Annotated in this window: 13 protein-coding genes and 4 tRNA genes; 13 read left to right on the top strand and 4 right to left on the bottom strand. The window is 49.1% G+C overall.

The window, feature by feature from the left end:
• Nucleotides 1–82: 82 nt before the first annotated feature.
• The 5 genes from ACXAGR_RS15545 to ACXAGR_RS15525 all read left to right on the top strand — a co-directional run bounded on the left by ACXAGR_RS15545 (nt 83) and on the right by ACXAGR_RS15525 (nt 2060).
• A tRNA-Met gene (locus tag ACXAGR_RS15545) sits at nt 83–159 on the top strand.
• A gap of 35 nt (nt 160–194) precedes the next feature.
• Nucleotides 195–279, top strand: a tRNA-Leu gene (locus tag ACXAGR_RS15540).
• Between the two features lie 4 nt (nt 280–283).
• Nucleotides 284–359, top strand: a tRNA-Gln gene (locus ACXAGR_RS15535).
• A gap of 43 nt (nt 360–402) precedes the next feature.
• A tRNA-Gln gene (locus ACXAGR_RS15530) sits at nt 403–478 on the top strand.
• A 178-nt stretch (nt 479–656) separates the two neighbouring features.
• Complete coding sequence (locus tag ACXAGR_RS15525) at nt 657–2060, top strand: alanine/glycine:cation symporter family protein (protein WP_474851188.1); 1404 nt, start codon at nt 657–659, stop codon at nt 2058–2060.
• 40 nt (nt 2061–2100) lie between these two features.
• On the opposite strand, the gene ACXAGR_RS15520 is transcribed toward ACXAGR_RS15525, so the two are convergent.
• Nucleotides 2101–2655: a carboxymuconolactone decarboxylase family protein gene (locus ACXAGR_RS15520; RefSeq protein WP_474844506.1), complete on the bottom strand. Its 555-nt coding sequence runs from the start codon at nt 2653–2655 to the stop codon at nt 2101–2103.
• Between the two features lie 129 nt (nt 2656–2784).
• Here ACXAGR_RS15520 and ACXAGR_RS15515 point away from each other — a divergent pair, with 129 nt between their 5' ends.
• A complete protein-coding gene (locus tag ACXAGR_RS15515; RefSeq protein WP_474844507.1) occupies nt 2785–3360 on the top strand; it encodes a TetR/AcrR family transcriptional regulator in 576 nt (191 codons plus the stop codon).
• 16 nt (nt 3361–3376) lie between these two features.
• Here the strand turns inward: ACXAGR_RS15515 and ACXAGR_RS15510 are convergent, their stop codons facing one another.
• On the bottom strand, nt 3377–3556 hold the full coding sequence (locus ACXAGR_RS15510; RefSeq protein WP_474844509.1) for a hypothetical protein: 180 nt from the start codon (nt 3554–3556) through the stop codon (nt 3377–3379).
• Complete coding sequence (locus ACXAGR_RS15505; protein ID WP_474851187.1) at nt 3544–4722, bottom strand: FAD-dependent monooxygenase; 1179 nt, start codon at nt 4720–4722, stop codon at nt 3544–3546. Before ACXAGR_RS15505 ends, ACXAGR_RS15510 begins: the two co-directional genes overlap by 13 nt.
• 250 nt (nt 4723–4972) lie before the next feature.
• Between ACXAGR_RS15505 and miaB the strand changes: the two genes are divergently transcribed.
• The 7 genes from miaB to ACXAGR_RS15470 all read left to right on the top strand — a co-directional run bounded on the left by miaB (nt 4973) and on the right by ACXAGR_RS15470 (nt 12369).
• Nucleotides 4973–6409, top strand: coding sequence for a tRNA (N6-isopentenyl adenosine(37)-C2)-methylthiotransferase MiaB (gene miaB, locus ACXAGR_RS15500; RefSeq protein ID WP_303575582.1), 1437 nt, complete (start codon nt 4973–4975; stop codon nt 6407–6409).
• A gap of 29 nt (nt 6410–6438) precedes the next feature.
• Complete coding sequence (locus ACXAGR_RS15495) at nt 6439–7500, top strand: PhoH family protein (protein WP_474851186.1); 1062 nt, start codon at nt 6439–6441, stop codon at nt 7498–7500.
• Between the two features lie 56 nt (nt 7501–7556).
• Nucleotides 7557–7970 (top strand): rRNA maturation RNase YbeY, encoded by a 414-nt coding sequence (gene ybeY / locus ACXAGR_RS15490; protein WP_474844538.1) that lies wholly within the window; start codon nt 7557–7559, stop codon nt 7968–7970.
• Between the two features lie 32 nt (nt 7971–8002).
• Nucleotides 8003–8860 (top strand): HlyC/CorC family transporter, encoded by an 858-nt coding sequence (locus tag ACXAGR_RS15485; RefSeq protein WP_119501769.1) that lies wholly within the window; start codon nt 8003–8005, stop codon nt 8858–8860.
• 36 nt (nt 8861–8896) lie between these two features.
• Nucleotides 8897–10363: an apolipoprotein N-acyltransferase gene (lnt, locus tag ACXAGR_RS15480; RefSeq protein WP_474851638.1), complete on the top strand. Its 1467-nt coding sequence runs from the start codon at nt 8897–8899 to the stop codon at nt 10361–10363.
• Between the two features lie 164 nt (nt 10364–10527).
• Nucleotides 10528–11790 carry a Xaa-Pro dipeptidase gene (locus ACXAGR_RS15475; RefSeq protein ID WP_474851636.1) on the top strand — a complete coding sequence of 421 codons (1263 nt, stop codon included), beginning with the start codon at nt 10528–10530 and terminating at the stop codon, nt 11788–11790.
• A 147-nt stretch (nt 11791–11937) separates the two neighbouring features.
• Nucleotides 11938–12369, top strand: coding sequence for an Hsp20 family protein (locus ACXAGR_RS15470; protein WP_349587512.1), 432 nt, complete (start codon nt 11938–11940; stop codon nt 12367–12369).
• Here the strand turns inward: ACXAGR_RS15470 and ACXAGR_RS15465 are convergent.
• The gene (locus ACXAGR_RS15465) at nt 12339–13280 is read right to left on the bottom strand and encodes a tetratricopeptide repeat protein (RefSeq protein WP_474844511.1); all 942 of its coding nucleotides are present in this window, start codon (nt 13278–13280) and stop codon (nt 12339–12341) included. The two genes, ACXAGR_RS15470 and ACXAGR_RS15465, sit on opposite strands and share 31 nt — an antisense overlap.
• Nucleotides 13281–13329 lie beyond the last annotated feature (49 nt).

Raw genomic sequence — 13329 nt, 5'->3', positions numbered from 1 at the left:
AAGTTAGTAAAAAAGGGGTTGACGGTCGGGGGTCATATCCGCATAATACGCGCCACTTCCTGAGAGGGAAGAGAAAGAAAGAGGCTACGTAGCTCAGCTGGTTAGAGCACATCACTCATAATGATGGGGTCGCAAGTTCGAATCTCGCCGTAGCCACCACTTTCTTACAATATCTCTCAGGTATGTCTAGCTGCGCGGAAGTGGTGGAATTGGTAGACACGCTGGATTTAGGTTCCAGTGCTTCACGGCGTGAGAGTTCAAGTCTCTCCTTCCGCACCATTATTGGGGTATAGCCAAGTTGGTAAGGCAGCGGGTTTTGATCCCGCCATCCGTTGGTTCGAGTCCAGCTACCCCAGCCATTATTTCGTTATGTTGAATCCATTCAGCTAACACCCAGTTGATTGGGGTATAGCCAAGTTGGTAAGGCAGCGGGTTTTGATCCCGCCATCCGTTGGTTCGAGTCCAGCTACCCCAGCCATATTATGAAAAAACCAGTCTTTTGACTGGTTTTTTTATGCCTGTTTTTCAGTGCGTTGAAAATTCAAAAAACAGAGATATTTATGCAAACACGGGTTGTATAGCCTTTTCCCCCTGCCCTGTTCTGATAAGATAGCCGGACAATAAAGAAGATCTATTATAAATAACAAGGAATTCATGTGATAAACGATATCGTATCGGCCGTAAATAATGTGCTGTGGGGTGACGGCCAGGTCCTTATCGTCATGTTGCTCGGGTGTGGTCTCTGGTTCACCTGGAAACTCGGCGCGGTACAACTCCGTCATTTCACCCATATGTTCTCGTTGATGAAAGGCAGTACTTCCACAACGAAAGAAGGTATCAGTTCATTTCAGGCATTGTGCACCAGCTTATCCGCCCGTGTAGGTACAGGTAATCTGGCCGGTGTGGCAGTAGCAATTTCTCTTGGCGGTGCAGGCGCTATTTTCTGGATGTGGGTTATTGCCTTTTTGGGCATGGCTACCGGTTTTGCCGAAAGCGTTCTCGGTCAGCTTTATAAGGTGAAAGATGAGAACGGTGAATACCGGGGTGGTCCGGCTTATTACATTAAACAGGGACTGAATAAAACCTGGCTGGCAGTGGCCTTTTCACTCTGTCTGTTTTTCGGTTACGGTTTCGTATTCAGTGCGGTGCAGGCAAATACCATTACCGATGCACTGAACAACGCCTACAGTTTTAATCCGCTATATTCCGGTCTGGTAATTATTGCTCTGGCATCACTCATTGTTGTGGGTGGTTTACGGGGTATTGCCCGCTTTGCAGAGTGGATTGTGCCCTTCATGGCTATTGGCTATGTGATAGCGGCGCTGCTTATTGTGGCTTTCAACATCACTGAATTGCCTGCCGTACTCATGTCGATTATCAAGTCTGCATTCGGCTTACAGGAAGCCGGTGCCGGTATGCTGGGGGCTGCCGTGAAAAATGGTATCCAGCGTGGCCTTTATTCCAATGAAGCCGGTTCAGGCAGTGTACCTCATGCGGCAGCCAGTGCCGCACCTACACCAAATCATCCGGTATCTCAGGGCTACATTCAGATGCTGGGGGTCTTCGTTGACACAATGATCCTGTGTACGGCGACAGCATTTATCATTTTACTGGCAGGCGGCGAAGCAACCGGTCAGATGGAAGGTATTGGTATGACTCAGGCAGCAATGACGAAACACATCGGAATGGGTGGTGAAGACTTTGTTGCCGCAGCAATCTGCCTGTTCTCATTCACCTCGGTGGTTGCGAACTACGCCTACGGCGAAAGCAACCTGCATATGTTCAAACTGGACAACAAAGCGGGCCGCATTGCCTACACTGCCGGATACCTTATCATGATCCTGTGGGGCTCTCAGGCAGCTTTGCCTACCGTTTGGGCAATGGCTGACATGGCTCTGGGATTAATGACAGTAATAAACATCATCGCCATTGTCTGGATGACGCCCACTATCGTCTCCATCAGTCAAGACTATTTTGCCAAACACGACCGTGGCGGGGACATGGAATACAAAACCGGTGACTGCAAAATTCAGGGTAAAAGCGAAGACGGTATCTGGTAAACGAACTACGGCTATCTGTTTAAGATAGCCGTATTATGTCCTACTTAGCCGGTGCCCACGCAAACTTTTCAAATGCCGCATCTACCGGCGTTTCTGCCAGATGATTGGTGTAATTACTCATTACCTTCTGGGCCAGAATTAATATGATATCCAGCATATTTCTTGTGGTGTAACCCGCATCAGTAAAGCCTTTCATCGCCTCATCGTCAATGTGGCCACGACCGCGGGTGACAGAGAGGACTGCATTTCTCAGAGCATTTAACTTTGCATCTTCAAGCTCTTCGTTATTACGCAATGCATCAATCAGCTTGTCATCAACTTTCATGCTTTTGGCAATACCTGTATGCGCCGGTACGCAGTAATGGCACTCGTGTTCCACGTTCACCGTTTGCCAGACGACGGTTAATTCTTCTGCAGTAAAATCTGTTTTCTGAGCTAAATCGTGAAGCACCTGATAACCTTCGAGTAATTCAGGAGATGATGCCATGACCGCATGCAGGTTAGGGATCATTCCAAAAGACTTCTTTGAATTTTCCAGTAGTGGCTTAGCTTTTTCGGGGGCAGTATCTTCAGTATGCAATGTATAAGTAGTCATAAAATTCTCCGTTAAGTAAAATAATCAACGCAATGTGATTGCTCTGTGTATAAGATATAAGGACTTTGAACGACCGTTCAAGTCATTTTTGAACGATTGTTCAAAAAAATGTGTTCTAAGGTAATTCGAATGAAAATAACCAATGAAGAGTTGATAAAGAATGCGACTGTGCTGTTTTGGAAAAAAGGCTACAGTGCCGTGGGTATGCGCGAACTCCAGTCCGCATTAGATATGAGACCCGGCAGTATTTATCACCGTTTCAAAAGCAAGGACGGCTTGTTCAGGCTGGTGATAGAAACGTACGTTGAAGATAGTAAACGTGATATAGAGGCCTGTTCAGCCTTTCCGGATGCGCTTGCAGAATTAGAAAAATATTTTGTCAGTGTGACGACTTGTCCCGGGGAATTGCAGTACCAACGTCAATGTCTGCTGGTCAGAACACTGTCAGATATGGAACAGTTGCCTGAAGCAATCAGACAAGTGGTAGTTGAAGGGATGGCGACGCTGAAATCAGCATTTTTGTTAGTGTTGGAAAATGCTCAGCACCAAGGCAACATATCACAAGAAGCAGATCTCAGTGAGCTGGCCGCCTGGCTGCAATGTCAATTCGTTGGTCTCAGAACACAGGCTTTTGTCTGTGAAGACAATGAACAAACTAAACGACTGATAAGCAGAGCGATGAGCGAATTAAATAACGCAGCCTGAAATGACACAGTCTGAATCAGCCCTGCATCATCATTCTTATTAGCTGAATAACCAGAGAAATCATCACCAGCGGCCAAATCCAGCGGCTGATTTTGCTTGCTGTTTCCGGACTCACCCGCATTTTGGAGCGTTCAATTAACGGCACAATAATAATCAGCGCCAGAAATAACACACCCAGTAAGATCAGAACTTCCATTCGTCCATCCCCATTGCATACTTCAATACCTGATCTTTCACCGGCCCGGCCATATCCGCACCTTTCAGCATCAGGTTTCTAAACCACTTAACTGGGGGTATTTTATTACTAAACAAGAGGTAAAAGCCGTCCATCGCCGACATCATCAGGGCGTTGTCTTTCATTCTCGGGCGTTCATATTCTGTTTTCAGTCTGTGGTAAAACTCATCACTTTGAGGTTTGCAGTCGCCGGTCAGAGCCAGTAAAGCCGATACATCTTTAAAGCCGAGATTCACGCCCTGCCCTGCCAGCGGATTAATGGTATGCGCTGCATCTCCGGCTAATATGACACCCGGCCGCACATAGTCTGAAGCATGTGAACGCGTGAGCACAAAACCGGCCTTACTGACGATACGGAATTCAGGTGAAAGACGGGGAAAATGACTAAGAATTTCCTCTGTTAACGCTTTGTCGTTCATGCCTTGCAATTGCTTTATACGTTCGCCGCTGTCGTACCAGATCAACGAAGCAAACTGGCCGTACATGGGAAGCAATGCTCTGGGTCCGGAAGGATAAAACTGCTGCCAGGTTTCACCCTCAAAAGCATCTGCACCTTCGATAATAATGCCCATTGCCTGCTGGCCGTACTGCCAGCCAGTGGAACCAATTTTCGCCAGCGCTCTCACACGGCTGCGGGCCCCATCAGCCCCGATAAGGTAACGGCATTGCAAACTTTCACCGTTTTCCAGTGTGGCCCGTGTGATGGCAGTGGATTCATCAACCTCATAAGACTGCAAACTCGTTTGCGTTATCCAGTCCACCGGCAAATCCGCCAGAACACGGTGACAGCCTAACTGGATAAGACGGTTCTCAACAAAATATCCCAGTTGAGTCTGGCCGATACTTTGTGCATTGAAGCGGGTGGCCATATCCGGATTTTCCCACACAGACAAGGTATCGTAGGGCCGCACCCGCATGGCTTCAATGTGCTCCCATGCCCCCAGCGCCCGTAATAAATCCACGGACGTCAGGCTGATAGCAGACAAACGCAGATCCGGCGGCTGACCGTGTTGAAATGGCTGCGGCTGCACCGTTTCAATGATGGCAATTTTATATCCCTGCTGCGCCAGCCCTGATGCCAGCGCTGCGCCAACCATTCCACCACCATTGATACAAAAATCGTACATAACATCTCCTGAAGCGATAGCGCATTATGACCTAAACCGGCAGCGACTACCATGAAGCCAATGTCATACTGTTGCTATAGATCAGCAAGCTATACTAAACAGTATTAAACTGCGGAACAGATTTAAGGAACCGCTGGGCAAACAGCTTCTCAACAGGTAAAATACGCGGCTATTTTGAACACTAGCCGGCTGTTTTACGGGTTTAGCCCGTGGTTTTTAATGCCGCAACACCTGAAATCGTGACGTGAATATGACCAAAAAGCTGTATATCAAAACCTGGGGCTGTCAGATGAACGAGTATGACTCGGAGAAAATGGCAGATCTGCTGGATTCTACCCACGGTTATTCGCTTGCGCAGGAAGCAGAAGAGGCGGACGTGATCCTGCTGAACACTTGTTCTATCCGTGAAAAAGCACAGGAAAAGGTGTTTCACCAGTTAGGCCGCTGGAAAAATCTGAAAAAAGACAAACCCGAACTCATTATCGGCGTGGGTGGCTGTGTCGCCTCACAGGAAGGCGACCATATCCGTCAGCGCGCACCGTTCGTAGATCTGGTATTCGGCCCGCAAACTCTGCACCGTTTGCCGGAAATGATTAAGCAACTTCAGGGCGGTGCCGGTTCTGTGGTGGATGTCAGTTTCCCTGAAATTGAAAAGTTTGATTCACTGCCTGAACCCCGTGCAGAAGGTCCCACGGCTTTCGTTTCAATTATGGAAGGCTGTTCCAAGTACTGCACATTCTGTGTTGTACCCTACACCCGTGGTGAAGAAGTCAGCCGTCCGGTTGATGACGTGATTCTGGAAATCGCGCAGTTAGCTGAACAGGGCGTACGGGAAGTGAACCTGTTAGGCCAGAACGTAAACGCATTCCGTGGGGAGCATCACGACGGCACCATTTGCCGCTTTGCCGAGCTTCTGGAAATGGTCGCAGCCATCGACGGTATTGACCGTATCCGTTACACCACGTCGCATCCGGTGGAGTTCACCGATGACATTATCGCCGCGTACGAGACAATTCCCGAGCTGGTAAACCACCTTCACCTGCCTGTTCAGAGCGGTTCCGACCGTATTCTCAACATGATGAAACGTGGTCACACGGCACTGGAATACAAATCGAAAATCCGCAAGCTGAAGAAAGTACGTCCTGACATTTGCATGTCTTCAGACTTCATCATCGGCTATCCGGGTGAAACCGATGCAGATTTTGAGGCGACCATGGATCTGATTCAGGCCATCGATTATGACCTGAGCTTCAGTTTCATCTACAGCGCACGTCCGGGTACGCCTGCTGCTGATGCCGTGGATGATGTCAGCGAAGACGTGAAGAAGCAGCGCCTGCACCTGTTGCAGCAACGCATCACCCAGCAGGCATTACGCATTGCCCGTCATATGGTCGGCACTGAGCAGCGGATTCTGGTAGAAGGCCCGTCGAAAAAGAACCCGATGGAGCTGTCCGGCCGTACTGAAAATAACCGTGTAGTGAACTTTGAAGGTTCACCGGACATGATTGGTGAATTTGTGGATGTGAAAATCACAGACGTCTTTACCAATTCACTGCGTGGAGATGTGGTTCGCCGCGAAAAGGATATGGGCTTGCGTGTAGCAGTTTCGCCCCAATCTATTACAGCAAAGCGTCACGGGGAAGCGCCTGATGCACTGGGCGTGGGTCAGTTTGTCCCTGCCGTTTAAATTGATGAATAAGCGAGGAATAGCATAACTTGAGTACTCTGGTAAGCAACGAAGTCATATTAGAACCTGCTGACAATAAACGTCTGTCCAGCCTGTGCGGCCCGTTTGATGACAACATCAAACAAATCGAACGCAGGCTTGGTGTAGAAATCAGTTACCGTAATAACGCCTTTAAAGTGTCAGGCGAGGCCCTTCAGGCCAACGGTGTAGCAGAGCTGCTCAAGTTACTGTATATCGAAACTCAGCCTGTTAAAGGCCTTATCCCGCAACTGGAGCCGGAGCAGGTACACCTGGCCATTCAGGAAGCCCGTTTCCCGGAACGCAGTGAATCAACGGTTTACGGCAAAGAAGTTAATATCAAAACCAAACGGGGGGTCATTAAGCCCCGTAATCCGAACCAGGCACAATATGTTGCTAACGTGGTTAATCATGATATTACGTTCGGTATCGGCCCTGCCGGTACGGGTAAAACCTATCTGGCTGTGGCCTGTGCAGTTGATGCCCTTGAACGTCAGGAAGTACGCCGTATTCTGCTTACCCGCCCTGCTGTTGAAGCCGGTGAAAAACTGGGTTTCCTGCCGGGTGATTTGTCTCAGAAAGTCGACCCGTATCTGCGTCCCCTTTACGATGCCCTGTTTGAAATGCTTGGCTTCGAAAAGGTAGAAAAACTGATGGAACGCAACGTAATCGAAGTTGCGCCGCTGGCTTATATGCGTGGCCGTACACTGAACGATGCGTTTATCATTCTGGATGAAAGCCAGAATACCACCACTGAACAAATGAAAATGTTCTTAACCCGTATTGGTTTTAATTCTAAAGCGGTGATCACCGGTGACATCACCCAGGTCGACCTGCCCCGTGGCGTGCGTTCAGGGCTGAGAAACAGTATTGAAGTACTGGAAGGTGTATCTGACATTTCATTTAACTTCTTTAAAGCTGAAGACGTTGTGCGTCACCCTGTGGTGGCCAGAATCGTACAGGCTTATGAGAAGTTTGATGGTGAGCAGGAAAAAATCCGTCAGGCAAAACGTGCTGCCGCCGAACAGGAAAAGCAGCAAAATACCGGTGACGACAGTAAGGACAAGCCGTGACGGCAGTCATCGATTTTCAGCAAGCTTATGCGCCGGAAGACTCCGTTTCGGCGCACATTCCAACAGAAGTTCAACTTTCTCTCTGGGCCAACACCATCTTCTCTCAACTGGATATCAGCGATAAAGAACTGACCATCCGCTTTGTAGATGAAGAAGAATCACAAACCCTCAACAGAGATTACCGCGGTAAAGATAAGCCGACCAATGTACTGTCATTTCCCTTTGAGTGCCCGCCGGGTGTACCGCTGAATCTGCTCGGTGACCTGGTCATTTGTGCGCCGGTTATCAGCCGTGAAGCTCAAGAGCAGCATAAGCCGGTAGCCAACCATTATGCCCACATGGTGGTGCACGGTATCCTGCATCTGATAGGCTACGACCACATCGATGATGAGGAAGCCGAAGAAATGGAATCTCTGGAAATTGAGATTTTAGCGCAATTATCCATTGACGATCCTTACCGGGATCTTTAACTTTTATATTTCACACACTACAAAAGACGATTATGAGCGAAGACAGCCCTCACTCTACCAACGGCTCGACGAACAAAAGTTGGTTAGATAAATTAAGACTGACATTTTCCGGCGAGCCGAGAAGTAAGGAAGATCTGGTAGACGTTATTACAGAAGCCGAACAACGGGAACTGATTGACCCCCAGACCAGAGAAATGATTGAAGGCGTTATCGGTGTCAACGAAATGCGCGTACGGGATATCATGATCCCCAGAACGCAAATGACTACTATTGATATCGACCAGAAGGTAGAAGAGTTTCTGCCTAAAATTCTGGACACAGCCCACTCCCGCTTTCCTGTTATCAGCGAAGACAAAGACCATATCGAAGGTATTTTACTGGCAAAAGATCTGCTCAGCTATGCATTCAGTCCGGATAAGGCCTTTGAGTTAAAAGATGTACTTCGTCCGGCGGTCATTGTGCCGGAAAGTAAACGGGTGGACGTACTGCTCAAAGAATTCCGCCAGCAACGCTACCACATGGCCATTGTTGTGGACGAATATGGTGGTGTATCCGGCCTGGTTACCATTGAAGACATTCTGGAACTGATTGTCGGTGAAATTGAAGATGAATATGACATCGACGAAAACGGTACAGACGACATTAAACCGCTGAATAAATCTACCTACACCGTTAAAGCATTAACGCCGGTGGATGACTTCAATGAGTTTTTCAAGACCACATTCGATGAAGAAGAAGCTGATACGATCGGCGGTATTGTACTGAAAGCATTCGGGCACATGCCGGAAACCGGTGACGAAATTACCGTCAGCGATATTCACTTCAAAATTACCAACTCCGACAAGCGCCGTCTGGTGCAGCTCAAGGTTACCGTACCCTCCATGGAGTAATCTCCCCTGAAAGCGTTTATTCCCTATCTGTTGGCACTGTTTAGCGGTGCCAGTTTAACCTTTGCCTATGCCCCGTTTTCGCTCTGGCCTGTCACGTTCGTGGCGCTGGCCCTGGCCATCCGCCAACTGGTAAAAACGCAACGTCCCTTCTTAACCGGCTGGTTGTTCGGTCTGGGCTGGTTTGGTGCCGGCATCAGCTGGGTGCATGTCAGTATTGCTGATTTTGGCGGCTTGCCTGTGGTGTTGTCAGTAGGACTCATGCTCATCCTGTGCGGGTATCTTGCATTGTATCCTGCCATTGCGCTCTGGGCTGCAAGACGCTGGTTTCCTGCCAGGTTATGGCCACTTGCCCTGCCATTTCTCTGGGTCGTTGCTGAATGGCTGAGAAGCTGGATGCTGAGTGGATTCCCCTGGTTATCGGTGGGCTACAGCCAAATCAACAGTCCGCTGGCAGGCTGGGCGCCGGTAGCCGGTGAAACCGGCATTACAGCGATTATTATTGCCCTCGCAGCAGCACTGGCAGTATTCAAAGTCAGAACCCAATGGCCGGCGATAGCGGTTATTTTTACAGTTAGCCTGGTATCAGGCTGGCTGCTGAAGAAAGTTAACTGGGTGGAAACTGCCGGCGTACACTCAGTTGCCATGGTACAGGGAAATATTGCCCAGTCACTGCGCTGGGTACCGGAGCAGGATATTCCCACCATGGAAAAATACCGTGGTTTAACCACGCCGTTGTGGGACAACGATCTGGTGATATGGCCTGAAGCTGCTGTACCCAAACTGGAACTGATGGCGACAGACTTTCTGCAAGCCATGGACCGCCAGGCAGTGAGCACAAACACAGCACTCATAACCGGTATTGTTAATTACAACTGGGAGTCTGAAGAAGCCTGGAATAATCTGCTGGTGCTCGGCCGCAAAACACCGGACGATACGCAGGCCCGTTACCATTATTTCCATGCCAACCGGTATGCCAAGCATCACCTGCTGCCCATCGGTGAATTTGTGCCTTTTGAAGACATATTAAGACCACTGGCCCCGTTGTTTGATTTACCTATGTCTTCATTTTCCCGCGGAGACTTTGAACAAACAAACCTGATAGCCAACGGGATCCGCCTGGCACCGGCAATTTGCTTTGAAATAGCCTTTCCCCGTCAGGTTTCGGCCAATGTTCACAGCGATACAGACATGATTATCACGGTAAGTAATGACGCCTGGTTTGGTCACTCTCACGGTCCGGCACAACATCTGGATATTGCCCGTATGAGGGCAATTGAAACCGGCCGGCCGGTACTGAGGGCAACCAACAATGGTATTACCGCGTTTATTAATGAAAAGGGCGATGTAACCTCTGTCCTGCCGCAGTTTGAAGCTGGCAGCCTGGTGTCTGACGTGGCAGCCAAACATGGACTTACACCATACAACCGCGCCGGAGATATACCGGTATGGTTTGTCAGCGGTTTACTGCTTTGTGTTGCGCTGTATCTCAGACGCACTCATTAACCCTGCTGACTGCGTGCTTGTGCCTTTCTGAGGCACAAGTACACGTTCTTCTTCCTCTTTTTTGCGATAATTGTCAGCCAAATTTCCCGCTGATTGGGTAAAGTATGGCTGTTGACAGGACAGTTCCGGAAATACCAATGAAAATCAAAAGAATACACACATACATGATGGCCGGTTCGCTGGCGCTTACCAGTTTATTTACGCTGGCTAATCCCCTTGTTATTACCGCAGATCGCATGGTCGATGTGAAAGCCGGTAAGGTTATCGAATCCGCCGTGGTGATTATCGAAGATGATGTGATTGTTCAGGCCGGCCACAGCAAAAAAATTGCCATACCGGACAACGCTGAAGTCATGGCACTGGGTGATTACACATTAATGCCGGGTTTGATGGACATGCACGTTCATCTGACCAGCGACCCCACAAAACACGGCTATTCATCGCTGTCTGTTTCCGTTCCCCGTGCGGCTATTACTGGTGTTAAACATGCAAAAGATACTCTGATGGCGGGTTTCACCACGGTCCGGAACGTTGGCGCACCCGGTTTTACTGATGTGGCGCTGCGTGATGCCATCAATGACGGTGATGTTCAGGGACCGCGCATGTTTGTGGCCGGCCCTTCACTGGGTGTGACCGGAGGTCATTGCGACAATAATCTTCTCCCCTATGGCTATCACGATAAAAGCGAAGGCGTTGCTGATGGTCCGTGGGAAGTACGCAAGAAAGTACGTGAAAACATCAAATACGGCGCTACCGTTATTAAGTTCTGCGCCACCGGTGGTGTTTTATCTAAAGGTACAAAAGTCGGTGCCCGGCAGTACACCGAAGAAGAAATGCAGGCACTGATTGAAGAAGCCCATTTACGCGGCCTCACCGTGGCCACACATGCTCACGGCACCAGCGGCATAAAAGCGGCAATCCGTTCCGGCGTGGACTCTGTAGAACATGTCAGTTTGCTGGATGATGAAGCCATCGAACTGGCGAAAAAGCACGGCACGTACTTTTCCATGGACGTGTACGTCACAGAATACATTCTCGGCGAGGGTGAAAAGGCCGGTATTCTGCCGGAAAGCCTCGCAAAAGAACGCATTGTAGGCACCAAACAACGGGAGAATTTCCGAAAAGCGGTGAAGGCCGGCGTCAACATGGTATTCGGTTCGGATGCCGGTGTTTACCCTCACGGGGACAATGGCAAACAGTTCGCCCGCATGGTGACCTGGGGTATGACACCCATGCAGGCCATTCAGGCTGCCACCATTAATTCGGCTACACTACTGAAACAACAGGAATCACTTGGCAGTATTGAGGCGGGCCGGAAAGCCGACGTCATTGCGGTAAAAGGTAACCCCCTTGATGACATGGCGCTGATGGAAGATGTAGGCCTGGTGGTCAAAAACGGACAAATCGTCAAATCCCTCGCGATGTAACCCTTCCTGCCGGCGGCAACTTTCCCACTCGCCGCCGGTGCCGCTTTCTGACATAATTAAACCATTACAGGCTGGTGCTTAATTAAAAGGCCGGCCATTTATGTTGCCCGTTACGGGAACTTACGCCTTTTGCTTAACAGGACAGGTATGCCTACTATCGACTTAACTCCCCTTTACCGCTCTTTTATCGGCTCAGACCATTTGGCTACCTTGATTGAAGCTGCCAACCGCGCAGAAAAGCAAAGCAGCTATCCGCCGTACAACATTGAACTGATTGACGAGTTTAAGTACCGCATCACCATGGCTGTAGCGGGTTTCAGTCAGCAGGACGTGATTGTGGAAGTGCAGGACAATACCTTACGGATTGCCGGTAAAAAGCTGGCAGACCCTAAACAGGCAGAGCGCAAATTCCTGCACAAGGGCATTTCTGAGCGGGGTTTTGAACGTAAGTTCCAGTTAGGTGACAACGTAAAAGTGATTGCGGCCGATATGGAACTCGGCCTGCTGCATATTGATTTACAACGTCTTATCCCTGAAGCGAAAAAGCCTCAGCGCATTTCCATCGGCGGCGGAGACTGACCGGCTTGTGTCTGTAATTTCCGGTAAAGTGGCATATGATGTTTATGCACTTTACCGGGATCTATCTTAGCAAGCGCGGCGATAGCAGCCTCTTTCTTATCTTCGATAAAGTCCAGTTCCGCCAGTCTCAGCCGGATATAAGTTTTATCGCCCGTTTCATACGTACCCAGCGCCTGGTCAAGGGCATGACCCGCCTGCTTCAAATAATACCGGGCCTGCTTATATTCTTCTTTGTGCAGATAGACAACACCCAGACTACTGTAAGCATTAGAAAGCTGTAGCGGCTCATTCTTATGCTCATGCGCTTCGGCCACATAGCCGTAGAATTGCAGTGCTTTGTCGTAATCCTTTATAAATAATGCTACGTGTGCGATTGCCATATGCAAAGGCGCTTTAGCATCAGGATTACGAATATTTTCAGTACGCCTTACCGCCCAGTCAGCCAGCTCGCTGGCAGCGTCATAATCTTTGAGGTAGTTGTGAAGAATAATGAGTTCTGCAAGACGCCGTGGATCAGGGGCATACTCTGCCGAACGCATAATTAAATCGCGGGCAAGATGAGCGTATTCTGTTCCCTGCTCTGTCTCACCGCTACTTAACAGCTTCTTGGCATAAATGGTGTAAACCACAATTTTGAAGACATCAGGGGCATCCGTCATGTCAGCATAACCGCTGAGTTCCTGACGGGTCAGAGACAGGTTATCCAAATCCCACCGTGCAGACAGGTTGTAGTACATCAACATGTACCAATCCCGGCTTCCGGCAGCAGTATTTTTCAGTAACTGACGGGTTTCATTTTTACAGTCCACAGCACTGGCAAGACAACTGTCAAGACTGGTGTAAGACAACGCATTAACGCTTCCTGAAATCAGGAAAGACAAACTTATAATTATACGGATGGTGTCGCGCACGACTGGTTCTCCGTCTGGCAGACATCTAAAGCAATACTTCCTTACCAGT

It is taken from the genome of Alteromonas sp. ABH4_457 (assembly GCF_056160625.1).
This window is presented reverse-complemented; position numbering and strand designations above follow the sequence as displayed.